The sequence below is a fragment of the Deltaproteobacteria bacterium genome (assembly GCA_016874755.1).
Classification (GTDB): Bacteria; Desulfobacterota; Binatia; order UBA9968; family UBA9968; genus DP-20.
Window position 1 is genome coordinate 1 of sequence record VGTH01000047.1, and the last position, 25,037, is coordinate 25,037.

The window sequence follows — 25,037 nt, forward strand, 5'->3', positions numbered from 1 at the left end:
GCTGACCAGTCGCCGGGTCACCCGCTCGATTATACCGCCCCAAACTGCCGCCCAGCATCCGCGTCTACGTATGTGCCGTTGACCGTCGGTGCGGAACCTTAGAGCGGAGTTATGGACGATGCCAACGTGTATGGCTTGGCCTCGATGAGTATGCTAAGAAACTCCGACTCTTGGTCTGTGTTAGGAGTGTGGGAATGCTAAAGCTCGTTGTTATCGGCTTACTATTTCTGTGCCTTTCATCGGTAGACGCGACGGCCCAAACCAAGCGCATCGCCGTCGCCTACAGCGCGGTCAGCGCGACACAATCTTCGTTCTTCGTCACCAAAGAGGCTGGCCTGTTTGAAAAGCATGGCCTCTACGTCGATCCGGTTTACGTCGCCAGCGGCACCAAGGTCGCCCAAGCGGTCATCGCCGGTGAGTTTCCCGTCGCTCTGGCCGGCGGCACCGTGGTCAACGCGACGTTAGCGGGCGGTGATATCGTCATCATCGGCGGCTTGGTCAACGTGCCGTCGTTCTACGTTTACGTTCATCCGTCGATCAAACGCCCTGAAGATCTCAAAGGCAAAGCCATCGGCATCACCACCTACGGTTCGTCCACGGATTTCTCAATCCGCTATTTGATCAAGAAATGGGGCATGGAGCCCGAACGAGATATCAAAGTCTTGCAAATGGGTGGGCAGCCGCAGATCGTCGCCGCCATGATCGGCGGCAGCGTGCAAGGCGGCGTGTTGTCATCGCCGTCCAACTACCGCGCTGCGAAGGCGGGATTTAGCCTGCTAACGGATTTCAAAAAAGTTGGCCTCGACTACCCAACGGTCAGCATCGTCTCGACGCGCTCGTTCATCAAGAAAGATCCGCAAACGGTGCGCCGCTTCATGATGGCCTACAGCGAAGGCGTCGAGCGGCTCTATCGCGACAAAGAGTTCACCATGAAAGTCATCGGCAAATACACCAAGACCGATGACCGTGAAGGCTTGGAGTCCGGCTACGCGTTTGCGACCACGTTCATCGAACGCCCGCCGCGCCTGCCCTACAAAGCCGTCGAAACCATCCTGGCGCAAATCGGCGAAAAGGATCCCAAAGCCCGCGAAGCGAAACCGGAAGAATTCATCGACGCGACTTTTTACAACGAAATGGAAAAAAGCGGCTTCTTCAAGAGCATCGCTCGCTAAGTTTAGGTCACAGGAGTACGAAGTGAGATTAATTATTTTGACTATTACTTTTGCGTTTTTTGCGTCTTTTGCGGCCACTCCTCCGACTCCACTCTACGCCGGCGAAGCCGGCCTGACCACCATTCGCTACGCCGTCAGCGGCCGCACCGCCGCCGACTGGCCGGTGCAGGCAGCGAAAGAGAAGAAGTTTTTCCACAAACACGGGCTTTTCCTAGAGGAGATCATCATTCCCGGAGGGCCGAACACTGTCCGCGCCGTCATTAGCGGCACTGTGCCGTTGGGCCGGATTAATCCGGACCGGATCATCGAAGCCGCCGAAAAAGGCGCCAAGGCCAAAGTCATCTCCGGCGATCTGCAAAAGCTGCCCTACGATTTTATGGCGCGCAGCGAAATCAAAACCGGCGCAGAGCTGAAAGGCAAAGTGATCGGCGTCGACTCCCTCACTGGCGGCACGACGTTCATGCTCACCGAGGTGGCGCAAAAAGCGTTCAACCTTTCTGAAAAAGACTACAAGCTGCTCGTCGTCGGCACATCGCCAGAGCGCTACGCCGCGCTCAAGGGCGGCTCGGTGCACGCCTCCTTCATGGGGCCGCCATTTAACATCCGCGCGATCAAAGATGGCTTTACCAAGCTGACCAACTTTCACGACTACCTCGGGCCCATTCAATTCGTCGGCACCTTCGCCCACGAAGACTTTCTAAAGGCCAACCGCGGCGACGCCGTACGGTTTGTCCGCGCCATCATCGAAGGCACGCGCTGGCTCTACGATCCGCGCAACAAAGAAGACGCCCTGGCGCTGCACATGCAAGCGCTGAAATCGAACCGCGAAGGTGCCGAGGCCGACTACAAATACATGGTCGAGGAGTTCAAACCGTGGCCAACAGACGGCGCGATCAATAAACAAGCGATCGCGAAAACCATGGAGCTGCGCGTCAAAGCCAACAAGTACGAGCCCGGCAAAGTGCCGCCCTACACGAACTATGTCGATCTGTCGATCGCCGAGGAAGCGGTGAAGGGGCTCAGATAAGTTTTGAGTTCCGGGTTTCGCGTTTCGGGTCATTCAAAAAAGCCACGACGCAACCTCAACAAGAACAAGGAGACTTCTGATGAGGAGCAATCAAACTAGTTTGACTGCGCGCGCGGCGCGCGCCTTTGCGCTCTTTGCGTTCTTTGCGGTTAACCATCCGAATCTTCTCTCCGCCGGTGAAGCCAACCTGGCCACCGTGCGCTACGCGGTCACTGGGCGCACCTCCACCGACTGGCCGTGGTTCATCGCCAAAGAGAAGCGGCTCTATCAGAAACACGGAATTTTTCTTGAAGACATCATCATCCAAGGCGCGGCCAACACCACCCGCGCCGTGATCAGCAACACGCTGCCCGTGGGCCGCATCGCGCCGGATTTCGTCATGGAAGCGGTCGACCGGGGCGCCAAAACCAAAATCATCGCCGGCGACATGAATAAAATTCCCTACGACCTCTACGCCCGCGCCGATATCAAAACCGGCCAAGAGCTGCGCGGCAAGACTCTCGGGGTAAGCGCCCTCTCGGGCGGCACGACAGCGATGCTCGAAGAAGTTTTGGAAAAAGCCTTCGGCCTGACGCGCAAAGACTACCAGGTGCTCGTCGTCGGCACCTCGCCGGACCGCTACGCCGCGCTCAAAGGCGGCTCGGTTGCGGCGACCATCATGGCGCCGCCGTTCACCTTCCGCTCTCAAAAAGATGGTTTTCGCCGGCTGGTGCAATTTCACGACGTGCTTGGCCCCATCGATTTCGTCGTCTCGTTTGCCCACGACGACTACGTCAAAAACAACCGCGCCGAGTTGGTGAAATTCACCAAGGCAATGATCGAAGCGGCGCGCTGGCTCTATGATCCAAAGAATCGAGAAGAGGCGCTGGCCATTCACATCAAGTATCTCAAAGGCAACCGCGAAGGCGCTGAGAACGATTACAAATATCTGGTCGAGGAATTCAAACCCTGGCCCCTCGACGGCACCACCAGTAAACAGGGCATGGACAAAACCATGGAGCTGAGAGTCAAAGGCGGCAAATACGAAGGCAAAAAAGTCCCGCCGCTCGGCCACTACATCGACTACACCATCGCCGAAGACGCCAAAAAGGAGCTGGGAATAAAATAGCTCGGATTATCTCGCGCAGAGGCGCAGAGCGCGCTGAGGAAATAAGTTTTCCGAACTCTGCGCCCCCTGCGCCTCTGCGCGAGACATTTTCCGATTCCGAAAACCTCGAATGAAAGCTATCGTTTTACGCCAACACGGCGACCCCGACGTTCTTAAACTCGAAAACGTCCCCGAACCTAAAGCCGCTCCCGGCGAGATCGTCATCAAAGTCCACTCCGTCTCGGTCAACCGCACCCTCGACTGCGCCGTGCGCGCTGGCGAATATCCGGTGAAGATTCAAATGCCGCATGTGCTGGGCGTCGATCCGGCTGGCGAAGTCGTCGCGGTCGGCAGCGGCGTGAATAAATTTAAAGTCGGCGACCGCGCCGCGACGATTTCGATCATCCGCTGCGGTAAGTGCAAGCAATGCGCCCGCGGGCTCGAAGCCAATTGCCTCGCCAGCCAACATATCGGCCTGCACCGCTGGGGCGGCTACGCCGAGTACGTCGCCGTACCGGAATACAACGCTTTTCACATCGCTGATAATTTGTCCTACGCCGAAGGCACGGTGATCACACGCCATTACCCAATGGCATTCAACCTGCTCACGAGGAAGACTCAGGTCAGACCCGGCGAATGGGTTTTAGTCATGGGCGCCACCGGGGCGCTAGGGACCTGCTGCGTGCAAGTGGCGAAGATGTTCGGCGCCAAAGTGATCGCTGGCGCTGGAGCGGACGGGCGCGTTGAGCTAGCCAAGCAAAACGGCGCCGACTACGGCATCAATTATCGTACGCAGGATCTCGCCGCCGAGGTGATGAAGATCACCGATGGCGACGGTGTCGACATCGTCTGCGAAAACATCGCCGACCCAACGCTCTGGCCCGGCGCCTTCAACAGCATGGCGATCGGCGCCCGCATGGTCACCGCCGGCGCCCACGGCGGCGGCAACGTGACCCTCGACGTCAAACGCATGTACCTGCGCCGCCAAAGCATCCACGGCGCGGCAGGAACCAATCCGCCCGATGTCGAGAAGGCGTTAGAAGCGGCGCGCAGCGAAAAGATAAGGGCTATTCCCTACCAGACAATGCCACTTCGCGAAGCCTCTGAAGCACATCGGCTTGTCGAAGCGAATCAGGTGATCGGGAAAATTGTGCTCGAACCGTGAGGGAGATTCTCATTTTGCCTCGCGCAGAGGCGCAAAGGACGCAAAGAGAAGAATTTTGATGACTGAGAACGAGATCAGTAAGGTTGTCATCGGCTGCGCAATCGCGATTCATCGCGAACTTGGCCCTGGCCTTCTAGAAAGCGTCTACGAAGTCGTTTTAACCCGTGAGCTAAAAGAGCGACGCCTTGACGCGGAGCGGCAAGCGCCTGTCCACATCCAGTACCTGGATTGCAGTTTGACGCAGCGTTTAGAGCAGACATGGTGGTTGAAAACAAAGTCATCCTGGAACTCAAGTCCATTGAAAAGGTCAATCCGGCACACAAGAAGCAATTGCAAACATACGTCAAACTAACGGCTTCAAGCTCGGATTGTTGCTAAACTTCGGCGAGTCGTTGATGAAGCACGGTATTACGCGAATCGTCAACGGCCTCGATGAATCCTAACCTTTGCGCCTTTGCGCGAGGCAATCTCTTCCATCCATTTACACGCACAAATCCCGCGTGCTACAAAATCTGTAACGCCACAGCGGAGGTAACCCATGGCCCAGATCGTTTCGATCATCGGCATTACGCACAATCCGTTCATGCCGCGGCTCTTCCAACAGCCGCAGCAGCCGCCTGGCGCGGCCAAGGTCAAAGAGCGCATCGCGATGATGCGGCAAAAGCTTGCCGAGGCCAAAGTCGACGTGCTGGTCTGCATTGGCAACGATCATCTGCATCAGTTTTTCATGGACAACATGCCGGCCTTCATGATCGGCAAGATGGATCAATACGACGGCACGTTCCACGACGAAGAGCGCGAGTTTGGCATACCGAAGTGTAAGCTCATTGGCGATCTGGACACCTCCGACGCGATCATGGAAGGCGCCTTCGACCGCGGCGTCGACTTTTCCTATTCCAACGAGCTCACCATCGACCATTCCATTGTGGTCCCAATGATGTTTGTTCGTCCTGAGATGGACATTCCCATCGTGCCGATCCTCACCAACTGCATCGCGCCGCCGATGCCGCGCCCGCGGCGCTACTATGAAGTCGGCAAAGCGCTGCGCGCCGCCATCGACAGCCTGCCGACCAACAAGAGAATCGGCGTGCTGGTGAGCGGCCATCTGTCATTGGAAATCGGCGGCCCGAAAATGTTCGAGCCAAAATTTACTGATCCAAATTTCGACGCCAACGCCGTGGGTTGGATCGTCAACGGCAACATTGACGCGGCGGCGGATGCTTGCGCTCCAGATAAAGTGATCCAGTACGGCAATATGACCACCGGTTATCTCAATTTCATCATGATGATGGGCCTCGCCAACAGCACAAAGCCCTCCTATGCCGAAGGCCTCGACGCCGGCTGGCCGGCGATACCGTTTTTTAGCTATGAGAATCCCAAGTAGGTGGGTATGGATTTCAAAGTACTGACAACTGTCTTTACCTCGGTCTTCATCGCCGAGCTCGGCGACAAGACCCAGCTGGCAACCATGCTGTTCGCCTCTGACAAAGACATCAGCAAGCTAACCGTCTTTCTCGGCGCCGCCGCCGCACTGATTTTGACCTCCGCCATCGGCGTCGCAGCGGGCTCGGTTGTTTCGCAATATGTCAGCGAGAAGACATTGCAATATGTAGCCGGTATAGGATTTATCGCGATTGGCATCTGGACGCTGTTCAAAGCCTAGCCAAGGAGCCCCCATGAGCAAATACCTGATGAACAAACTGATCCACCTTGTCAACATGGACGAGAAAGCCGAAGAAAAATATTGCGCCAACCCACGCGCGTTTGTTGAAGAGTGGGAGAAAACCCAGAAACTAAAATTGACAGACGATGAGCGCGAAGCGTTGGCGACCAAAGACTACGGCAAGCTCTATGCCCTAGGCGCGCATCCGTTCACGCTCTGGAGCTTCACTGAAGCCGTCTGGGTGCATCAAATCCCGAGGCCGGAGCTCGTCGCCGACTACAAAGCCAAGGCGGCCAAGGCGGGATATCCGGATTTTAAAACCTAACAAGCAGGCAATAGGCACTGGGCAATAGGCAATAGTTTGGAAGTTCCGAATCCGGGTTCTTACTATTGCCTACTGCCTCTTGCCTATTGCCGTCCCCCAGCCTGTTGCCTCGTGTATTCTTTACAATCGCCGACGTTCTCGACCAAATCCGAAATCACCAGCAAGTGCCCGAGTCGGTTCTGTTCCACGTTGCGAATGACGTGCGGCGGTTCGCGGCCTTCTTGAATATCTTTGATGCCCTTTTCCATCAGCTTGCGCGCAGCGATAATCGCGATATCCGACGACACGACATTTTCCTGGGTGCGGTCTTGCACCACCCCTTGGCTGCCCGTTGCAAAGACATCGTGGGTTTGAAAGCCGTTGCCCATGCCAGTGTAGGTCTGCGTCTTCATCTGCTCGCGGTTCTGCATGAATTTGTTGCCCTCGTTGCGCACGGGGCGATAGTGTTCGTCGATCTCAGCGCGGGCGCGGTCGATAACGACTTGCGATAACGGCGCTTCGCGATTGAAGAAGAAGCAAAATTTCCAGTGGTGCGTGTCATCGATGGGCACATGCCAGTTGACACCGTAGCCATGCCCGCCGGTTTGCCCAGGGAAAGTGCTTAGATTGGGCATGACGAAATTGGACACGCGCAGATAGCTCTTGTTCTCGCCCATGTCACGGACAGAATAAATCCGCACACCGAAGTCGGTGATTTCAACGTCGAGTTTCGGCAGCAGGCTTCGACCAATCAAATTGTAGTGAGATTCATTGGCGCCGCGTACGCCAGTGTAAGGCTCATCTTTATGTTCCAGGAACCGGTGCAAAAACGACAGATGCACCGGATCGATATTGCCTTCATTCGACTGCAAGTAGTTGCACTCGTGATAAATCTTGTAGACGCAAGCATGGCCTGCAGGCTGGTTGATAAATTCATAGTTCGGCAGCAGCGGCGGATCGCCAGGGCCCATGTAAGTAAAAATGACTCCGCCCTTTTCCTGGCAAGGATAAGCAAGGTGTTTGATCGCGTCGCGATTGGAGCCGCCGCCAGGTTCGCCAGGTTGTTCCAAACAGCGGCCGTGAATGTCGTAGAGCCAGCCGTGATAGAGGCAGCGCAACCCGCCGTCTTCGACGCGGCCGTAGCTCAAGTCGGTGCCGCGGTGCGCGCAATGAATGCCGAGCAAGCCGATCCTGCCCCTGTCATCGCGGAACAACGCCAGCTCGTCACCCATGATCCGCACGGGAATCGGCGCGCCGCCCGGCGGCAATTCCTCTGACAAAGCCACCGGCTGCCAATAGCGGCGTAAAAGCTGGCCCGCCGGTTTGCCGCGGTTGGTTTGGGTTAGCAGTTGGTTCTCTTCGTCACTGATCATAATGTGCCTCTGTGCTCGGTCTGGAGCTAGCCCATGCGCGGGCAGGTTTTAAACCCGCCCTACGAACTACTTTAATAATTTGTTGGCCAGAGCGACGGCGGGGCCTCTGATTTTTTTCACCGACGATTCGAGATGCGTTTCCAAACGGAGATAATCATCGACGGTCATCACGTCCTTGCATCCCTGGATGCCGGCCTCTTTCAACCAAGTTGTGTTAACGTCGAGGCGGCGCGTGCCTTGGGTCATGGCCTTGCCGTAAAGCTCTTGCCCTTCTTTGCTCAATAACCAATTGACGAAAATTTTTGCCGCATTGGGATGGGGCGGATTTTTCACCACCGTTACGACGCCGCTGCCATTGTTGGCATGTGCGCCTTCTTTAATGCGCGACACCGGCTTCACCGGCAGGCCCGCTTTGATAAACGGCACATAGGTATAGTGGCTCAAGCCCAGCGTGAACGCGAGCTTGCCCTTTGCCAACCCGTCGGCAAGCTGCCTGAGGTTTTGATTGATCAGCAAATCCTGCTGCGCCAGCTTGGCGAGATATTCTTCGCCCTTGACCTTCCAGATAAATGACCAAGTATTCTGTCCCGAGCCAGGGTTGCGCGGATCGAGCAAACCGATGCGCCCTTTCCATTTGGGATTGAGCAAATCGTCGTAGGTGCGGGCCTCGTTCATGTCCGCTTGGCTTGAGTTATACCACCAGGTTTCACTGGTGTAGCAGAGGAAGGCATAACTATAGCGTTCGGTACTGACGTTATCTTCCCAGATATGGCCGCCCCACCAGTATTTGGGATCTTTCACTTCCGGGAGAATCATATACTGCGTGAAATCCTCTGCCGCACCCGCCGCTATCATTGGCAGTGGCGTCGCGCCGCCGGCGACAAGCACGTCGTAGTAGCGCACGCCGGCACTGTACTCGGTCAAAATGCGCGTGACGTTTTCAGGTCCGCGCGCGGCAAGCAGCTCGATCGAGATGCCAAATTTGTTTTTGAACTTTTCGCCGATCAGCGTGCGCAGCTCGGTGCTGGCGGGAATGCCGACGACCACGATGCCTTCTTTTCGTGCGGCGGCGAGAGTTTGTTCCCATTCGGTGGGAGACTGGGCGGCGAGCGTGAGCTGTGTAAAGAAAACAAAGCTGAGCGCGAGCACGACAACAAAAACCTTGTTCCTTCGGTTATCCGATCCGACCGACTTTCTTACTTCCTCTCCCTCTGGGAGAGGACTGAGGTGAGGGCACGCTTTGGCTGTGAATTTTCCGCTTCGAACAGCCCTCACCCTTACCCTCTCCCAGGGGGCGAGGGAATCGAATCGGAAGTTCTGTATAAACTTCAAAACCATTTTCTTTGTATGGACCGGTTAAACTCCCGGAAACGGAATCACGCCGCGAAATTTCTTGATCACTTGCTCGCGCAGCTCGCGGCTAGAGCGGCTGACCTTCGGAAACCTATCTTTCCACTCAAATGGCCGCACCGCATAAACGATCGCCCGGCTGTTGGTGTGATCCTTCGACTCGCGTTTGCTTGGCGGCATGCGCGGGTCGAGCGGCGTGCTCCAGGCGCCGTCGATCAGATCGATATTGGTCTTGGGATCGACCCGGGTCATCATCGCCCAGAGCACTTCTTTCATGTTGGTGACGTCGATGTCTTCGTCGACGATGACGACGTAGCGGCCGTTGCGTGCCGCGGCAGCGCAGCTCACCGCCGACAGGCCCGCTTGCTTGGCATGGCCGGCATATTTCTGTTCGATGGCAACCACGGTCATGTAAGGTGAATGATTGTAGACACCGACGACGTTTTGAACGCCGGCGGCTTCCAACTGATCCCAAAGTATCCCCGCCGTCGGATTGCCGTCGATCTTCATCGCGCCGGTCCACAGCGGCGCCTCCTCTTCAAGGATCGGATCGTTGCGGTGATAAATCGCTTGAACGCGGATCACAGGCTGCGCTTCGCCTGTACCGATGGTACCGCCGGAGTAGTAGCCAGGCCACTCGCCAAAGGGCCCTTCTGCCGCCGCCTGTTCGCTCGGCGGCGGGATTTCGCCTTCAAGCGCGATCTCCGCGCCAGCGGGAATCGGTAAGCCCGTCAGCGGCCCGCGAACATATTCCAGCGGCCTGCCTATGAGCCCGCCAGCAAGTTCCAGCTCGGATTTGCCGAAGGGAACTTTCGTGTGCGCCAGCGTGAACAACATCGGATCGGTGCTAAACGTGACAACGACAGGGCAGCTCTTGCCCTGGGACCAATACTTGGCGCAAATCAGCCGCCCATCTTGACCCGGGCTCATCCAAAGCCCGAGAAGATTTTTGCTGTGCAGTTGAATCCGGTAGGTGCCGGCATTGATAAATCCACTGTCGGGATCGGCGTTGATCACGCAATCGCCGGTGCCGATGTAGCGCCCGCCGTCGCCGTGGTGGAAATGCGGGGCTGGGAATTTTAGAAGGTTAACCTTGTCACCTTGCATGACGTTTTCCATCAGCGGCGCGGACTTGATTTCTTTGGGCGCGATGGCTTTGCCCGATTTCATTTTGCGCGCCAACAAACGCACCACTTCAAGCTTGGTCTTGTCTGGAGGGATCCCGAAGGCCAGCGCCGTACGCTTGTAGTTGGCGAAGGCAAGGCTGACCAATCTGAACCCCGCGGGATAATCTTTGATCTTGTCAAAGATCAGCATCGGGCGCTCGTCGAGTTCCGCGGTCGCCTCGATCAGCGCGCCGATCTCGTTGCCCCAGTCGGCGTTTTCGATCAGGCGCCATTCAGCGACTTTCTTGGCTTCTTCGATGAAGCTGCGAAAGTCGGGGTAGGGAAGAGTTTCCATGGCAGTGGTCCTACTTCATGGGGCTAATTCTTATCTCCACCCCCGCCTTGGCGGAGGACTAAGTTGGGGGCAACGTGGCGGCGTTGCATTGACGGCCCCCATCCCAACCTTTCCCCGAGGCGGGGGAAGGAGGCAATAGCACATTATTGCAAAACACTCGCCGCAAATTTCTGCGCTTTCATCCGCACGTCGACACACTTGTCTTCGAGATAATTCCGTTTCCGCTCATTATCCGCGACGCTCAGATAGTCCTTCGAGGCCTCGACCCCCTGTTTGGCCATCCATTTGGTGTCGACGTCTAAACGCCGCGTGCCGTGCAAGAGCACTCGGCTATAGATTTCCTGACCTTCTTTGCTGAGCAGCCAATTGACGAAAACTTTTGTCGCGTTTGGGTGGGGCGGATTCTTAACAATGGCGAGCGTGCCATAGCCATTGCTCGACGGGTTGCCTTCCACGGGATCAGGCAAATCTTTCAGGGGCAAACCCGATTTCACGAACGGTTCGACTTGCGCCAAGCCAATGCCAAGTGTAATGGCGAGCTTTCCTTTCGCGAGCGACTCAGCGAGCTGGCGCAAGTTCTGAGTGACGAACAACTCCTGCGCCACGAGCTTCTTCAAAAACTCTTCACCTTTGCTCTCCCAGAGATAAGACCAAACAGATAAACCTGACCCTGCCACGCGCGGATCACTCAAACCAATCTTGCCCTTCCATTTGGGATTCAAAAGGTCTTCCAGTGAACGGAACTCCTCCGGCTTCGCCAGGGTCGTGTTGATCCAATAGCCCTCCGTGCTTTTCGTCGCGATGAACGAGTAGAACAATTTCGAATTCGTCACATTGTCCATCCACACATGCCCGCCCCACCAATTCTTCGCGTCCTTCACCTCGGGTAGAATCATGTAAGGCTCGATCGGATCGAAGTGGCCCGACTTGATCAGCGGCACACCTGTGCACGAGCCGAAGATAAAAGAATCGAAGTAGCGCACCCCAGCCTTCGCTTCCGTCACGATACGATTAGCGATCTGCGGCCCGGTTGCCTGGAAGATTTCCATCTCGAAGCCGAAGCGATTCTTAAACGCCGGCTCTAGTTCTCTTCTCAGTTCTGCGCTCGGCGGCAAGCCAACGACGACTTTGCCTTCTTTCTTAGCCGCAGCGATGGTTTTGTCCCATTCCTGCTGCCAGTTGGATTGCGTCTGGGCCGACGAATGTCCGCCACAAAGGGCAGAAACAATGATCAGGCAAACCACCGCGATCCGCTTCCCCCTTTGAAAAAGGGGGATTGAGGGGGATTTGAACTCTGCGCACAGGGGGAAATCCCCCCTTCCCCCCTTTTTCAAAGGGGCGACAGATAAAACTCCATGCAACATACTTCGCATCCTACTCGAGCCTCGCGCCTATTTAAACACCGCCTGCTTGTTTAAATAAAACTTGGTCATCGCGGCGCGATACTTGTCCGTGATGTCCTTGTAAAGGTTGACCGGCGCTTTGGCATCTTCTGGCAGCAGTGAAAAATATTTCGTGTCGCCGGTATCCTGTTCGAACTGTTTTTTGGCGGAGGCCAACAGCTCGCTAGACGTCAGCAAATCGAGCACCGACGCGGCGATCACTTTCGCGCCGACAACCGCGTCTTTGTGGCCGATGGACATGGCAGGCGTGACGCCCGCCGACCAATGATGCGCCTGGATGCCTGGCACCACTGAGGGGAAGCGCACCGTCGCAGAGGGCACCACCCAGGTGATGTCGCCGATGTCGTTGGACGAAGAGTTCTGCCGGCCCGCCACTCACGCGGTGAAAAAAGCGATGGAGCAGTTCAAGCTCCCAGGCACCGTATTCCGGCGCTGGGGCAAAAAACATCGACGTTGTCGGCATGCCGAAGTGGACCGATGACGAACAGAAGTTTGCCAAGGATCTGCAGAAGTCGATGATCCAAAAAGAAGTGGGCCTGTCGGCCAAAGTGCTGCCGCTAGAGCCGCGCCGACAGCGGCAGCCGCCATCAAGTTGTGCCCTTCCATGTGACCCGGCGCGCCGTCAACGAGCGGCTTGCGCGGAATCGACCCGGGCGTTTGCGAGCCTTCCGGCAGCGCGTCCATTTCCGTCCCGATCGCAATCACCGGCTTGCCGGAGCCCCAGGTCGCCCAAACATTTCCTTTCGATAAGAGACTGCTTCTACATAAAGAACCCGAGCTGCGCTTGTCAACCGGCGCCACCGCTCGCGCACGGATGGAAGTTCGTATGGGTCGATAGGTTCGCCGGCTTTGCTCCGGCTGCCATCAATCGCACTCTGTGTTTGGCCCGCCGGTCCACCAAAGAATCTGTGCTTCCATCTCATCTTGTGAGGAGAAACGCGAAGCATCGTAGCAGCCCAGCGGATGGACGGCGGTGGCAATAGAGCAGCGGTTGCAGTGAGTGCAGGGTCGCTCGGGCTTGTCGAAATTCTGTTCAAAGAGCCGCAGCAGATTTGGGTTGGCGAGCAGCGGGCGCGCCATCGCGACGAGATCGCACTGGCCATTGGCCAGTGCATGCTCGATGGTTGCCTTGTCTTGAAAGCCGCCATTGCCGATCACCGGCAATTTGAGCGTGTGCTTAAAGATCCGCGCATGCTCGGCGTTCACAGCCGGCACGTAGTCCCAACCGATGCTGAAGATCCGTTGCAACAACCAGCGCGGCAGAACATTCGCCATGATCGCGCGGAGATTTGCCTTGGTGCTCAAGTGCCGCGTCGAGTTGACATAGTGGCGCATCTCGTCGATGGGCCAACCTCCAGGGCTTTCTTTGGGATTGATGAACCCGAAACCGTTGCTGATGTGCAAGTAGTCGACGCCAAGCTGCGCCAACTCTTCACCGTAGTAAAGCGTCTCGTCGAGGGTGTTGCCCATCCAGTAGTCACGCAGCGGCCAAACCACCGGCAGCCGGATATTCACCGGCAAATAGTTGTAGTCCAGCGCCGACAAACGCACACCGAAGAGAAAATCGTTGCCCACCGTGCGCCGCACGGCGTGCACGATCTCCCGCAAAAACTGAAATCGCCTGGCCACCGAACCACCATATCTATCGGTGCGGCGATTGGTCGCTGGATTCAAGAACTGGTGAATGATGTAGCCTTTGGACGCGGTGATCTCGACGCCGTCGCAGCCGGCCTCGCGCACGCGCCGCGCCGCATCGGCAAAGTTCCGCACCGTCCGTTCGATCTCTTCGGTCGTCATGGCGATACTGCGATTGCCGTAGCCGAAAAGAAAATCAAAGCCGCTCGATGCGGACTGGCAATCTTCCGCCTGCGGAAACAGGCTCGTCTGCGTATGGTAACCGGCATCGCCCAATTGCAGGATATAGCGGCAGTCGAGCGCCTGCACAGCGCGCACGACTTCGCCGATCGGCTTGATAAAACGGTCGTGCGAAAGCTTGGGATACTCCAACGGCGACCAGCGTTTGTCATCGACCGTAACGGTTGCAGAAATAATGCCGCCGACACCGCCTTCAGCGAAACGGGTCTCGAAACGCTTCCATGCCGGGTTCACCGTGCCATCATAGTAGCTGGTGCGACCGCCAATGGAGGAACGTAAGATACGATTTTTGAACGTGACGTTCTTGATCGTGAAAGGTTGGAAAATCATTCGGCCGCCCTACGGCTGGGTCTATGCTTCTTGATACCAGAAGTCGTTGAACTTACAATCCGTCGATGATTTTCGAATGGATGAAAAAAGCCGGAGCCGCCAAGTCGATCGTTTTCGTCGCCTGCCTGACCGCCTACCTGATTGCGGCCTTTGTCTGGACAACGGTTCCGGTTCCTGACTACTCGCCCAGCACCCAGGTTTTGTTGGTTGCGCTGCTTTCAACCTTTTTTAATTTTTTCGTCGTTTTCTACCACTACACCCGTCCCGCCCATCCGAAATTCTTGATGCTGCCGCGACGGCGTCTCTCGCTGGTGTTGCACCTCATCGGTGGCAGCGTAGAGCTGGTCGCCGCCATCGCTGCCTACGCCACCGGCAGCCATGTGCTCGGGTTGATTGCCGCGTTGGCCGCGTTGTTGTTGCACACGCCGACCGCTATTTACCAGACGCCGATCGTCTTCGGTTCCAAAGCAGTGATGACACCGAGCTATATTTTCGTCACGGCGCTGCATGCCTACTGCGCGTTTCATCTGCTCCAAAGTCCGAGCTCAACCTATTGGCTGATGAACACATACCTCGCGCTCAACACCTATGTGTGGTGCCGAGTGTTTTTCGTCGCGCTGCGCCATCTTGGCTTGTTTCGCGATTCACTCTACACCGCGGCGATCACGCTCGCTCCCTTCGTGACCTACCCGGCGATCATGGGTCCCATCGGCCCGCTGCTGCATATAGGTTTCGTTTTGTTATTCACAGTGCTGGCACGTTGGCTGTTTCGCCCCAGCTCAGAACAATACCGCAATCTTGCGCGCGAATACGGCCGCGCGACGGTGATCGATCCCGGAGCCAAATCGCTCTGGATGTCGAAGCGGCTTTACGCCGCGGGCGTGGCAGATCCGACGCGCGTTGACCCGTGCGAAGAGACCTACGTCAGAAAGATTTTCGACCAGCTCGACACAGACCACGATGGCGTCCTCAGCGGCGAAGAAATCAAGAGCATCCTTGCCGACTGGGACATGCCCATCGACTCGGTGCAAGCTTTCTTACGTCAGTACTGCGACAACGGGCGCATCGACTTTAACACCTGCTACAAGAAACTCTGGCGCATCGAGTCGATCCAGGATCGCCTGACCCAACCGCTCCAACCGGGCAAGAAATACTCGGAGCGCGAGCAAGCCGATTTTGTCTTCGATCAGGTCGACATCGATCGCAGCGGCTACCTGGAGGCGTTTGAGATTCGCATGCTCTTGATCGAATGGGGTCTACCCGAAAAAGAAGTTACCGGCTACGTGCGCCTCTTCGACATCAATCACGACAACCGCTTCTCCCGCGACGAGTTTTACCAACACTTTCGTGCCATCTGGCGCCACTGCTTTCACCAGATTCAAACCGGCCAGACGACGATGTGACGCTTGACAGGGCGGCGCCGAGCGATTGACGCGCTAGTTAATCTTTTGACGGAAGTCCGGTGCCGCGAGCTTGAGGGGAGGGGGTGTCCCCCGGGGAAGGGACACCCACGGGAAGTCGCAAGCTGGACAGAGGAGGTAAGCCCGGCTTGCGCTGGGGAAACACGGTCGGAAACGTTAACGCATTCTACCCATTGCGTATTGCAGTCTTTTCAACTCGCCTTCTAGGTACAAGTCCTTCAGTTGATGACGATCCAGATGTGCTTCGAGCGAATGAGCCGGGTAAATTTTGGTGCCGCACCGATGACAGACTGCCGCTGCAAAAATCTCGTTGTCAAAGTGAATGTCGCTGACCTGAAAATTGGTCGGCATCTCTAAATTGGTGGATACTTCTGCTTCCATTTTGTCCCTCTCTGTCGAGAATTAACTACTCGTTTCCGAATAGCTAGCAACGGCAGTGCCAACGGCGCGCAGAATGCGCAAGTAGCTGTTATTACAAGGGATACGTCCGGCAACCCGAAAGTGAGCAAAACCCCATTGGCGCGCCCCTACGCGGAAAATTTGACGCCCCCTCACAGATTTGTACGTTCAGCCTCCCTCTTTTCGGCTCCGAATCGAGCCGTTGTTTCCAGGCAAAAGCTAGTGTCTAATGCGCGCTATGAGTGAGCCATTGCAGCAGCAAAACGTGGGCATACAGTTTACCGAGCGGCGAGCGGGAAAGTCGTCAATCGGCATCATCACCCTCGACAATCCGCGCGCGCTCAACGCGCTCAACCTCGCCATGTTTGCGGCCATGGAACGCCAGCTGCTCGATTGGCGAGCGCGCGATGAGATGGCTTGCCTTATCTTGCACGCCGACTCGGAGAAAGCCTTCTGCGCCGGCGGCGATGTCAAGGCACTGGTGCTCGGGCTGCAAACCGGCCCCGGCATCCAGATCGGCGTCGACTACTTCACCGCCGAATATTTCGTCGATTACTTGATCCACACTTATCCTAAACCGATTCTTTGCTGGGCTGACGGCATTACGATGGGCGGCGGCATCGGCATTATGAACGGCGCGTCCTGCCGCGTGGTCACCGAGCGCACCATGCTAGCAATGCCGGAGATCGGCATCGGCCTTTATCCGGACGTCGGCGGCACGGCATTTTTAAACCACATGCCGGATGGCACCGGTCTGTTTCTTGGCCTCACCGCCGCACGCTTCGGCGGCGCCGACGCGGTGGCCATCGGCATGGCTGATTTCTTGATGCACGCCGACGGCAAGCAGCAAGCGTTAGCCGGCTTAGAAGCGCTCCCGTGGACCAGTGATGGCGCCGCCAACAAGAAAATGCTGCGCGACTATCTGGTGAAGACCGCTGCCCAAGCCGGCCCATCCGACGTGATCGAACGCCACGCGCAGATCAAACAACTCACGCTGCACCCGACGATGGATGCCGTCGATAGCGCCCTGCGCCATTGGCAAGGTGACGATGTTTGGATGAAAAACGCCATTCACGGATACCTCAGCGGCTCGCCAACGTCTGCCAAAGCCATCTTCGAGCAAGTGCGCGGCGGCAAGAATCTTTCATTAAGAGAAGTCTTCCTGCGCGAGTGGGACATGTCGCTTAACTTCTGCGCCAAGTCCGACTTTCGCGAGGGCGTGCGCGCGAGATTGATCGACAAAGATCAAAAGCCGCAATGGAACCCGCCGACGCTAGCCGCAGTGGACGACAACGAGATCGCCAGGGTGTTTTCCAAGCAGCACGGCCAGCCGGATTTGCTGGCGGCAAAATTCAGCCGGCAAGTTTGAACGGGAGTGCCATGAGCCAACCCATCGAAGTCGAGTTCCCCGTGATGCGCTACGACATCACGATGCCGCTGCTCGAAGGGCGAGTGCCCATCGACGGGGTCACGCTAAAACCGGTTAAGTCGTCATCGATGATCAACAAGGAAGACCCCAAGCTCAAGGCCGGCGATTTCGGCCTGATGGATTTGAACATTGGCTATTTTCTGCCGGCCATCGAGGCGGGCTGGGAAATCATCGGCCTGCCGGTCTTCTCCAAGCGCAAGCCGGTTTATCAGCTAGTTTTTTGCCACGTCGACTCGGGCATCCGCGCGCCGAAAGATCTCGCCGGCAAAAAGATCGGCTCGCGCACTTATCGCACCGCGCTGACGGTTTGGGCGCGCGGACTCTTGAAAGAACGCTACGGCGTCGATTTCTCGCAAGTCCAATGGGTGCTGCAAGCCAAAGAAGTTTTTCCCGTGCATGACGACAAAGTGAAGATCGACTACGTCGACGAGAGCAAGAATATGTCACAGCGGCTGATTGCCGGCGAGCTGGACGCGCTGATCACCGACATCTCCGACACCAAGATGTTCGAGAATTTAGAGAACAATCCCAAGATCAAGCGGCTGTTTCCCGACTACGTGGAGGAAGATCTCGACCTCTACAACGACACCGGCATTTTCACGCCGGTGCATATGATCGTCATGAGCCGCGAGCTCGACCGCGAGCGGCCAGAATTGGCGGCGAAATTCTGCGCCGCCTTTGAGAAAGCCAAGGCGCTCGCTTACGACGATAGTCTAAGCGACCGCGGCGGTTTCTCCGTGGTATACCTGCGCGAGCAGCTAAAAGAACAACTGGCAAAGTGGGGCGACCCCTGGAAGTACGGCATCAACGCCAACAAGAGCACGATTGACGCGTTTGTAAGATACAACGTCGAGCAAGGAATGGTTCGTAAGGCGATGTCGTATGCCGAGATGTTTGCAGCAGGAACCCTGGAGACCTGAAACAGCTGAAACGCGGAAAGCTGAAAATGAGAAATTTTCGATCCGACCAATCCGTCGGATCCGACCGATTAGGCTGAACCAGGAGTAGTCCATGTTATCGCGCGAAGACAACGAACTAATCACCCAAACCAACGCCGGCACGCCGGCCGGCAACTTGATGCGCCGCTACCGGATCCCGGCGCTCTTAGATGTCCTACTGGGCGCGCAAGAAGGCCGTTTCCCAAATCATTCACTGAGCCCAAGATGAAAACCAACAACCCCAAAACCAGCCGCGCTCAAGTCAAAGTCGCCGAACAAGAGCTCGCCATCGCCTGCAAGATTCTCGAATGGGAGATCGGCGACATCTGGGGCCACGTCGGCGTGCGCCTCCCCGACAACAAAGGCATCGCGGTGCAAATGTTTCGCCCCGCCGATGAAGACAAAAAGCCTTGGGTCGTCCACTTCGACTATAATATCAGGAAGCTTGCCGGGGTCGGTACGCCGCCCCGCGAAGCCGTTATCTACACGGAAATCTTCAAAGCGCGCCCCGACGTCAAGGCCGCGGTGCATTGCCACGCCTCCACCTGCGTTGCCATGAGTCTTGCCGACAAACCGGTTTCCTGTGTGCACATGCAATCGGGACGTTTCGGCACCGGGGTGCCGATCTACCCGCGGCCGATCTATATTCTAGACGAGGACGAGGGCGCCGATCTGGCGCGCACCTTGGGCGATGCCAAGGGCATGATGATCAAAGGCCACGGCATCGTCACCGTTGGGACATCGATCGACGAAGCCTGCTTCAACGCGGTCTACATGGAGCGTACGGCGAAAATCATGACCACCGCCAACTCCTTCGGCTTCCGCGCGGTTCCGGCGGATTTCATCGACACTTTGGCCGGCAGCAAAGAGAAACTTCTCCCCCGTGGCAAGCCCATGTCCCATTCGGCGGAGTGGAAATACTACGCCGCCAAAGTCAGGAAGGGAGAGACCTGGAATCGCGGCGGATTATGAGAATCGTTTCGAGTTCCGGGTTTCGCGTTTCGGGTTGAGAATGCATTCAACGCCAAGTAGACGTATCCGACGTATGGGCGCGATTCATCGCGCCCTTCTTTTTGTGACCACAAAATGAGGGGAACACATGTTCAAAAGATTCTTCGCCGTCGCGTTCCTGATTTTCGCACTCCCTATTATTGTCCGCGCCCAGGAAACCAACCTGGTCGCCTACGCCGGCTTCGCCGGCTTCCAAGCGCCGGTCTGGGCGCCCAAAGATTTAGGATTGTTCAACAAATACGGCTTCAACGGCGATCTGGTTTTTATCTCCGGCTCGGTGCGCCAGCTCCAAGCGCTGCTCGCCAACAGCATACAATTCGGCCAGGTTGACGCCGCGACAGCGCTCAACGCGATCAATAACGGCGCCGAACTGGTAATCATATCGGGCTCGCTGAATAGCTTTCCATACAGCTTCGTAACGACAAAAGAGATTCGCCGACAGGAAGATTTGGTTGGCAAAAAAATCGGCATCCTCGCCGTCGGCGGTGCCACCGAAACCGCGACGTTCCTCATGCTCAAAGCATGGAACATCCCGCGCACCGCGGTGACAATTTTTCCCGCCGGCGATTCCGCTTCGCGCATCATCGGCATTTCCACCAAAGCCATCGACGGCACCATGCTCTCCTACCCTGATATTAATGAAGCGCTACGGTTGGGCATGCACGAGCTCGCCAAAATGAATGAAGTCAAAGGCACTTCATTCCCGATGAACGTCATGGTGGCGCGCCGTTCTTTCGTCGAAAAAAATCGCGAGACTGTAAAACGCTTTCAACAGGCCCATGCCGAAGGTGTCTACCAGTTCATGAACAACAAAGAGCGCGGCTTGGCCGTGCTGTCGAAGTGGCTCCGTTTCAAAAACCCGAAAGCGATCGAAGAGACCTACCAGTATTTCGCCAAGAGCTTTGCCTTCCCCACCCGCGTCTCCCACGAAGGCCTGCGCAACACGCTGGAGATCATCGCTCAACGTACGCCGTCCAGCAAAGTCGACATGACCATCAGTAAGTATCTCGATGAAAGCACCCTCGACGAGCTCGAGCGCGAGGGCTTCTTCAAACGGCTGGCGGGGAAATAAGAACTCACCACGAAGTGATTCATGTGCTCACGCGCGCCCAAAACTTCTTTTTTTCCGAACTTCGTGCCCTTCGCGTCTTCGTGGTGAAAAGATCCCTTTCTCCTTGACTGCTCAAGTCACGCGAGATAAAGCCTGTCGCATAGACGTTATGCCCGGAGGCAACTCATGCGAACATTCTTTGCTCTCGCAATTGGCTGTTTGGTATTCGCCCAAGGGTCGGCGGTTTTCGGCCAATCGGCGCAAACCGTCGCCGCCGCCAAGAAAGACGGCGGCAAGGTGATCGTTTACACGTCCATGGAAACCTTCACCGCCGATGCGCTCAAGGCCGCCTTCGAGAAGAAAACCGGCCTGCAGATGGAATATTGGCGCGGCGGTTCAACAGAGGTCATGGACCGTGTGCTCGCCGAACACCGCGTCGGCAAGCCCATCTTTGACGTGGTCGCCACCACCGGCGATCACATGCATGTGATGGCGAAAGAAGGAGCCTTCGCGAAATACGAATCGCCAGCGCTCAAAGGCTTCGCCAAGGACGCCATCGATCCGGTACTCGGCGCGCGCTATCGCAACGTGCTCTATGGCGTGATTTTCAATAAAGCCGGCGTCAAAGCGGCCGAGGCGCCGAAAACTTTGGAGGACGTGGTTAAGCCAGAGTATCGCGGCAAGCTCGTCATGCCCCACCCGGTCAACCACACGCTGACGACCCAGTGGCTTGGCAGCTTGGACAAAATCATGCCCAAGGAGCGGGCTGAAAAATTCATCCGCGATCTCGCCGCCGCCAAACCGCAATTTGCCGAGTCCATCGTCCCCGCGGCCGACAAAGTCGGCACCGGCGAGGTGCCCATCGGCATCACCTTCGTGCGCTTCGTGCTAACGTACAATAAACAGGGGGCGAGTTTAGACTATGTGCGCGACTACCGCATGCTCGGCGACGGCCAATATATCAGCCTAGCCGCCAAAGCGCCGCGGCCCAGCGCGGGCAAGGCGTTCATCGATTTTTTTCTCGACGAAGAGAGCATGAAAATCCAGGCCTATACCGGCGAGTTCGTCAACCGCAGAGGCATCTACCCTGCGCTGCCCGACGCGGAGAAAATCAAATTTGTCCAGATGTACCAGTTCACCAAAGAGGACTACGAAGTAAAAAAGAAAGATTACCAAAAGATCTTTTTGCAGTAGCAAAACAAGACATCAGGACTCACCACGAGGCACGAAGGACAAGAGTTTCTTTTGTTATTTCACACCGACCAAGGAGACCCAGACAATGGCAAAGTTCGTTATCGACGCCGACGGCCACATCATGGAAGACCACAAGGACATCTTCTCTCACATCAAAGGTAACTTTGGCGAAATGAACTGGCATACGACCTGGCCGATGTTCGACGCCGACGGTTGGCAGCGCGGCTTGTCACGCAAAGGGAAGCGGGAAGATCCCGACGCCGAGCGCTGGATCAAATTTCAGGACGAGAACGGCGTCGACATGGCAGTGCTCTATCCAACTTCGGCGTTGGCACTGGGAATGATCGCCCTGCCCGCCTGGGCGTCGGCGCTCGCCCAGGGTTACAACGATTGGCTCTATCACCGATTCACTAGCCAGTCGCCGCGGCTCAAAGGCGTCGCCCTCCTCGCGCCGCAAGATCCGCAGGCGGCAGCAGCGGAACTGCGCCGCTGCGTCAAAGACCTGGGCTTCTGTGCCGGGCTTTTACCATCGGTCACGAACAACCGCGTGCCGCTCTACGGCTCACCGGAATTTCACGTCATCTACGACGAAGCACAACGATTAGACATCCCGCTGACGATCCACGGCGGCGTCAGCCAAAATCTTGGCTTGGACCGCGTGCAAAGTTTCCTCGAAGCGCACATGCTCGAACATCCAGTGGGTTTGTTCCTGCAATTCACTAACATGATGTTCCAGGGCGTGTTTCAAGAATTTCCCAAGCTGCGCATGGCCTACCTCGAAGCCGGCGCCGGTTGGGTGCCGTTCATGATGGACCGCATGGAGGAAGACTATGAAAAGTTTGCCGCTCGCCTCGCACCGCATTTGAAACATCCGCCCAGCCATTTTTTCGAGAGCGGCAACATCTTCGTCACGATGGAAGTGGAAGAACGCACGGCGCCGTACGTCATTAAGTTATTGCGCGACGACACGATTATGTGGGCCTCAGACTTTCCCCACGAGCGCGAGCGCGACCAATTCGGCGGCGATCTACCGACGTTGCGCGCGCGCAAAGATCTGACTGACGAATTTCGCAACAAAATGCTGTGCGACAACCCGGTGCGGTTTTATCGCCTGAGCGAAGGCGACATCGCCGCGGCACGGAAAGCGAAAACGCACTAAAGGGTCGGTCGAAAAAAATCGCTTTTAAGTTCGAGTCCGCCCCCTGCTGGCCGCCTTGATTTGCCGGCGGCAGGTGTGCAGCACCGCTTCGGTGTAGCCGTTGGCGCTTTGCCAGCCAGTGAAAACTAGATCCAAAGCAGCTTTGAAGGCGATGCTTTGATCGAAGTTCGGCGCCATGTTGCGGTAATTTTGATCGCCGCAGTTTTGCCGGTCGACGATGCCCGCCATGCGCTTGAAAGTCTCGATCACTTGAGCGCGGCTGACAATGCCATGGTGCAGCCAATTGGCGATGTGCTGGCTGGAGATGCGCAGAGTGGCGCGATCTTCCATCAGCGCAGTGTCGTGGATGTCGGGGACCTTTGAGCAACCGATGCCTTGATCGACCCAGCGCACCACGTATCCCAGAATCCCTTGGGCGTTGTTATCGAGCTCGCTTTGAATCTCCGCGCTGCTCAGTGCGCGATCGAGCAGCGGCGGTGTCAGGATCGCGTCCAGATCGGCGCGACGCCGCTGCGCCAGCGCCGCTTGTTTCTTGCACACATCGACGCGGTGGTAATGCAGCGCGTGTAGCGTGGCGGCGGTCGGCGACGGCACCCAGGCCGTGTTCGCGCCCGCCTCCGGGTGGGCTTGCTTGGCATCCATCATCTTGCGCATCTCGTCGGGCATGGTCCACATCCCCTTACCGATCTGCGCTTTGCCTGGCAGGCCGGTGGCGATGCCGATGTCGACGTTGCGATCTTCGTAGGCGCCCAGCCACGGATAATTCTTGATCGCTGTCTTCGGCGCCATCGGCCCGAGCTCCATGCTGGTATGAATTTCGTCGCCGGTGCGATCGAGAAATCCGGTGTTAATAAAGACGACTCGTTCGCGGGCCGCGCCGATCGCTTGCTCTAGGTTGACCGTCAGACGGCGCTCTTCGTCCATGATGCCGATCTTGAGCGTGTTGCGTTTCAGTCCCAGCGCGGCTTCGACGCGCTCGAACAATTCCACCGTTGCGGCCACTTCTTCGGCGCTGTGCTGCTTGGGTTTGACAATATAGACACTGCCGCTCCGACTGTTGACCACCGTGCCCGAGCGCCGCAAATCGTGCAGCGCTGCCAACGCAGTCACCATGGCGTCGAGAAAGCCCTCGGGAATTTCTTCGCCCGCCATCGTCGTTACCGCATCCGTATACATGTGCAGGCCAACATTGCGCACCAGCATGAGACTGCGCCCCGGCAGAGTTCGGCTCTCACCGTTGGGCGCAGTAAAGCTAATATCGGCATTCAAGCAACGCTGCATTTCCCGCCCACCCTTTTCAAAGCTGGCGGTTAACGTTCCTTTCATGAGGCTGGTCCAGTTGCGATAGACGCGGACTTTATCGCCGGCATCAACGGCTGCCACTGAATCTTCGCAGTCTTGGATCGTCGTCACCGCGGCTTCGAGAACCACGTCTTTGACGCCGGCTGCATGCGCCTTGCCGATGGGATGAGCGCGATCGATAATAACCCTGATATGCAATCCGTTGTTCCTAAAAATTACTTCGAATAACTCCCCTGCGGCTTCCCGGTAGCCGACAAACTTCCTGCCGTCAGCCAAACCAGCCTCGCGGCCGTCCTTGAGCTGCACGGCTAATCGCTTGGTGCCATTGACATCTTTTAACTCATAAGCGGCGACCTCCGAGAACTTTCCTCCGGCGAGGCCGACGGCTTCATCTAAAAATGCCTCGGCATAGGCGATCACCTTGGCACCGCGCCGTGGGTTGTAGCCTTCGCCTTTTTCAGCACCGTCGCTTTCAGGGACGACGTCGGTGCCGTAGAGCGCGTCATAAAGACTGCCCCAGCGGGCGTTGGCGGCGTTGAGCACGTAGCGCGGGTTGTCGAGCGGCACCACGAGTTGCGGCCCTGAGATCGAAGAGATTTCTCGGTCCACATTGGCGCTGCATATTTGAAAATCTTCGCGTTCTGAAACCAGATAGCCGACTTGGGTGAGGAATGCTTTGTACTCACCCACGTCGAAGGCTTTGCCTCGCTGCGCTCGGCACCAGTCATCAATTCGCCTTTGCAGCCGATCACGGTGATCCAGTAGCGCACGATTTCTCGGCGCCAAGTCAGCGACAACCTTGCTCAAGGCATCCCAAAATGAATTGGGATCGATACCCGTGCCAAGCGCGATTTCATCCTCCACCAAACGGTAGAGCCGCGCGTCAATGCGTAAACCAGAAGTTTCGATGTAGTGAGCCATGG

The 25,037-nt window shown here is 56.8% G+C and carries 22 protein-coding genes and 1 pseudogene; 15 read left to right on the plus strand and 8 right to left on the minus strand.

The genetic code is table 11. The features are described 5' to 3' along the window. The first annotated feature begins 194 nt into the window (after positions 1 to 194). The 8 genes and pseudogenes from FJ145_21985 (at position 195) to FJ145_22020 (ending at position 6,439) form a co-directional block, all read left to right on the plus strand. Positions 195 to 1,172, plus strand: a complete 978-nt coding sequence (locus FJ145_21985) for a hypothetical protein (protein ID MBM4264079.1) — start codon at positions 195 to 197, stop codon at positions 1,170 to 1,172. Next, a complete protein-coding gene (locus FJ145_21990; protein ID MBM4264080.1) occupies positions 961 to 2,199 on the plus strand; it encodes an ABC transporter substrate-binding protein in 1,239 nt (412 codons plus the stop codon). Before FJ145_21985 ends, FJ145_21990 begins: the two co-directional genes overlap by 212 nt. A gap of 79 nt (positions 2,200 to 2,278) precedes the next feature. Then, entirely contained in the window at positions 2,279 to 3,307 is a 1,029-nt protein-coding gene (locus tag FJ145_21995) for an ABC transporter substrate-binding protein (GenBank protein ID MBM4264081.1), read from the plus strand. 109 nt (positions 3,308 to 3,416) lie between these two features. Beyond that, positions 3,417 to 4,451: a zinc-binding dehydrogenase gene (locus tag FJ145_22000; GenBank protein MBM4264082.1), complete on the plus strand. Its 1,035-nt coding sequence runs from the start codon at positions 3,417 to 3,419 to the stop codon at positions 4,449 to 4,451. Between the two features lie 58 nt (positions 4,452 to 4,509). After that, a pseudogene (locus tag FJ145_22005) lies at positions 4,510 to 4,894 on the plus strand (GxxExxY protein). A 95-nt stretch (positions 4,895 to 4,989) separates the two neighbouring features. Then, positions 4,990 to 5,835, plus strand: a complete 846-nt coding sequence (locus FJ145_22010; protein ID MBM4264083.1) for an extradiol ring-cleavage dioxygenase — start codon at positions 4,990 to 4,992, stop codon at positions 5,833 to 5,835. A gap of 6 nt (positions 5,836 to 5,841) precedes the next feature. Further along, a complete protein-coding gene (locus FJ145_22015; protein MBM4264084.1) occupies positions 5,842 to 6,114 on the plus strand; it encodes a TMEM165/GDT1 family protein in 273 nt (90 codons plus the stop codon). A gap of 13 nt (positions 6,115 to 6,127) precedes the next feature. Next, positions 6,128 to 6,439 carry a hypothetical protein gene (locus FJ145_22020; GenBank protein ID MBM4264085.1) on the plus strand — a complete coding sequence of 104 codons (312 nt, stop codon included), beginning with the start codon at positions 6,128 to 6,130 and terminating at the stop codon, positions 6,437 to 6,439. An 83-nt stretch (positions 6,440 to 6,522) separates the two neighbouring features. On the opposite strand, the gene FJ145_22025 is transcribed toward FJ145_22020, so the two are convergent. The 6 genes from FJ145_22025 to FJ145_22050 all read right to left on the minus strand — a co-directional run bounded on the left by FJ145_22025 (position 6,523) and on the right by FJ145_22050 (position 14,210). Continuing rightward, positions 6,523 to 7,791: a Rieske 2Fe-2S domain-containing protein gene (locus FJ145_22025; GenBank protein MBM4264086.1), complete on the minus strand. Its 1,269-nt coding sequence runs from the start codon at positions 7,789 to 7,791 to the stop codon at positions 6,523 to 6,525. A 66-nt stretch (positions 7,792 to 7,857) separates the two neighbouring features. Further along, positions 7,858 to 9,129: an extracellular solute-binding protein gene (locus FJ145_22030; protein ID MBM4264087.1), complete on the minus strand. Its 1,272-nt coding sequence runs from the start codon at positions 9,127 to 9,129 to the stop codon at positions 7,858 to 7,860. Between the two features lie 18 nt (positions 9,130 to 9,147). Beyond that, positions 9,148 to 10,602: a UbiD family decarboxylase gene (locus FJ145_22035; GenBank protein MBM4264088.1), complete on the minus strand. Its 1,455-nt coding sequence runs from the start codon at positions 10,600 to 10,602 to the stop codon at positions 9,148 to 9,150. A 143-nt stretch (positions 10,603 to 10,745) separates the two neighbouring features. After that, a complete protein-coding gene (locus FJ145_22040; protein MBM4264089.1) occupies positions 10,746 to 11,975 on the minus strand; it encodes an extracellular solute-binding protein in 1,230 nt (409 codons plus the stop codon). A gap of 18 nt (positions 11,976 to 11,993) precedes the next feature. Further along, positions 11,994 to 12,380, minus strand: a complete 387-nt coding sequence (locus FJ145_22045) for an amidohydrolase (protein MBM4264090.1) — start codon at positions 12,378 to 12,380, stop codon at positions 11,994 to 11,996. A gap of 489 nt (positions 12,381 to 12,869) precedes the next feature. Further along, complete coding sequence (locus FJ145_22050; GenBank protein ID MBM4264091.1) at positions 12,870 to 14,210, minus strand: NADH:flavin oxidoreductase; 1,341 nt, start codon at positions 14,208 to 14,210, stop codon at positions 12,870 to 12,872. Positions 14,211 to 14,275: 65 nt separating this feature from the next. Between FJ145_22050 and FJ145_22055 the strand changes: the two genes are divergently transcribed. Continuing rightward, positions 14,276 to 15,613 (plus strand): hypothetical protein, encoded by a 1,338-nt coding sequence (locus FJ145_22055; GenBank protein ID MBM4264092.1) that lies wholly within the window; start codon positions 14,276 to 14,278, stop codon positions 15,611 to 15,613. Positions 15,614 to 15,787: 174 nt separating this feature from the next. On the opposite strand, the gene FJ145_22060 is transcribed toward FJ145_22055, so the two are convergent. Beyond that, the gene (locus tag FJ145_22060) at positions 15,788 to 16,012 is read right to left on the minus strand and encodes a hypothetical protein (protein MBM4264093.1); all 225 of its coding nucleotides are present in this window, start codon (positions 16,010 to 16,012) and stop codon (positions 15,788 to 15,790) included. A gap of 247 nt (positions 16,013 to 16,259) precedes the next feature. On the opposite strand from FJ145_22060, the gene FJ145_22065 reads away from it, so the two are divergent. The 6 genes from FJ145_22065 (at position 16,260) to FJ145_22090 (ending at position 22,812) form a co-directional block, all read left to right on the plus strand. Beyond that, positions 16,260 to 17,399 (plus strand): enoyl-CoA hydratase/isomerase family protein, encoded by a 1,140-nt coding sequence (locus tag FJ145_22065; GenBank protein ID MBM4264094.1) that lies wholly within the window; start codon positions 16,260 to 16,262, stop codon positions 17,397 to 17,399. A gap of 11 nt (positions 17,400 to 17,410) precedes the next feature. Next, positions 17,411 to 18,379 carry a hypothetical protein gene (locus FJ145_22070; protein MBM4264095.1) on the plus strand — a complete coding sequence of 323 codons (969 nt, stop codon included), beginning with the start codon at positions 17,411 to 17,413 and terminating at the stop codon, positions 18,377 to 18,379. 243 nt (positions 18,380 to 18,622) lie between these two features. Continuing rightward, positions 18,623 to 19,369 (plus strand): class II aldolase/adducin family protein, encoded by a 747-nt coding sequence (locus FJ145_22075; protein MBM4264096.1) that lies wholly within the window; start codon positions 18,623 to 18,625, stop codon positions 19,367 to 19,369. Between the two features lie 127 nt (positions 19,370 to 19,496). Next, positions 19,497 to 20,480: an ABC transporter substrate-binding protein gene (locus FJ145_22080; protein MBM4264097.1), complete on the plus strand. Its 984-nt coding sequence runs from the start codon at positions 19,497 to 19,499 to the stop codon at positions 20,478 to 20,480. 165 nt (positions 20,481 to 20,645) lie between these two features. Further along, positions 20,646 to 21,653: an extracellular solute-binding protein gene (locus tag FJ145_22085; GenBank protein MBM4264098.1), complete on the plus strand. Its 1,008-nt coding sequence runs from the start codon at positions 20,646 to 20,648 to the stop codon at positions 21,651 to 21,653. An 85-nt stretch (positions 21,654 to 21,738) separates the two neighbouring features. After that, positions 21,739 to 22,812, plus strand: a complete 1,074-nt coding sequence (locus FJ145_22090; protein MBM4264099.1) for an amidohydrolase — start codon at positions 21,739 to 21,741, stop codon at positions 22,810 to 22,812. A 24-nt stretch (positions 22,813 to 22,836) separates the two neighbouring features. Here FJ145_22090 and FJ145_22095 read toward each other — a convergent pair whose 3' ends face one another. Next, positions 22,837 to 25,035, minus strand: a complete 2,199-nt coding sequence (locus FJ145_22095; GenBank protein ID MBM4264100.1) for a malate synthase G — start codon at positions 25,033 to 25,035, stop codon at positions 22,837 to 22,839. Between the last annotated feature and the right edge of the window lie 2 nt (positions 25,036 to 25,037).

Bases quoted from the DNA above. Each gene is read 5' to 3' on its own strand.
- FJ145_22085 (MBM4264098.1), top strand. From the start codon at position 20,646: ATGCGAACATTCTTTGCTCTCGCAATTGGCTGTTTGGTATTCGCCCAA.
- FJ145_22010 (MBM4264083.1), top strand. From the start codon at position 4,990: ATGGCCCAGATCGTTTCGATCATCGGCATTACGCACAATCCGTTCATG.
- FJ145_21990 (MBM4264080.1), top strand. From the start codon at position 961: ATGACCGTGAAGGCTTGGAGTCCGGCTACGCGTTTGCGACCACGTTCA.
- FJ145_22060 (MBM4264093.1), bottom strand. From the start codon at position 16,012: ATGGAAGCAGAAGTATCCACCAATTTAGAGATGCCGACCAATTTTCAG.
- FJ145_22070 (MBM4264095.1), top strand. From the start codon at position 17,411: ATGAGCCAACCCATCGAAGTCGAGTTCCCCGTGATGCGCTACGACATC.
- FJ145_22020 (MBM4264085.1), top strand. From the start codon at position 6,128: ATGAGCAAATACCTGATGAACAAACTGATCCACCTTGTCAACATGGAC.
- FJ145_22065 (MBM4264094.1), top strand. From the start codon at position 16,260: ATGCGCGCTATGAGTGAGCCATTGCAGCAGCAAAACGTGGGCATACAG.
- FJ145_22025 (MBM4264086.1), bottom strand. From the start codon at position 7,791: ATGATCAGTGACGAAGAGAACCAACTGCTAACCCAAACCAACCGCGGC.
- FJ145_22080 (MBM4264097.1), top strand. From the start codon at position 19,497: ATGTTCAAAAGATTCTTCGCCGTCGCGTTCCTGATTTTCGCACTCCCT.
- FJ145_22055 (MBM4264092.1), top strand. From the start codon at position 14,276: ATGATTTTCGAATGGATGAAAAAAGCCGGAGCCGCCAAGTCGATCGTT.
- FJ145_22050 (MBM4264091.1), bottom strand. From the start codon at position 14,210: ATGATTTTCCAACCTTTCACGATCAAGAACGTCACGTTCAAAAATCGT.
- FJ145_22075 (MBM4264096.1), top strand. From the start codon at position 18,623: ATGAAAACCAACAACCCCAAAACCAGCCGCGCTCAAGTCAAAGTCGCC.
- FJ145_22090 (MBM4264099.1), top strand. From the start codon at position 21,739: ATGGCAAAGTTCGTTATCGACGCCGACGGCCACATCATGGAAGACCAC.
- FJ145_22000 (MBM4264082.1), top strand. From the start codon at position 3,417: ATGAAAGCTATCGTTTTACGCCAACACGGCGACCCCGACGTTCTTAAA.
- FJ145_22030 (MBM4264087.1), bottom strand. From the start codon at position 9,129: ATGGTTTTGAAGTTTATACAGAACTTCCGATTCGATTCCCTCGCCCCC.
- FJ145_22095 (MBM4264100.1), bottom strand. From the start codon at position 25,035: ATGGCTCACTACATCGAAACTTCTGGTTTACGCATTGACGCGCGGCTC.
- FJ145_22015 (MBM4264084.1), top strand. From the start codon at position 5,842: ATGGATTTCAAAGTACTGACAACTGTCTTTACCTCGGTCTTCATCGCC.
- FJ145_22035 (MBM4264088.1), bottom strand. From the start codon at position 10,602: ATGGAAACTCTTCCCTACCCCGACTTTCGCAGCTTCATCGAAGAAGCC.
- FJ145_22040 (MBM4264089.1), bottom strand. From the start codon at position 11,975: ATGCGAAGTATGTTGCATGGAGTTTTATCTGTCGCCCCTTTGAAAAAG.
- FJ145_21985 (MBM4264079.1), top strand. From the start codon at position 195: ATGCTAAAGCTCGTTGTTATCGGCTTACTATTTCTGTGCCTTTCATCG.
- FJ145_21995 (MBM4264081.1), top strand. From the start codon at position 2,279: ATGAGGAGCAATCAAACTAGTTTGACTGCGCGCGCGGCGCGCGCCTTT.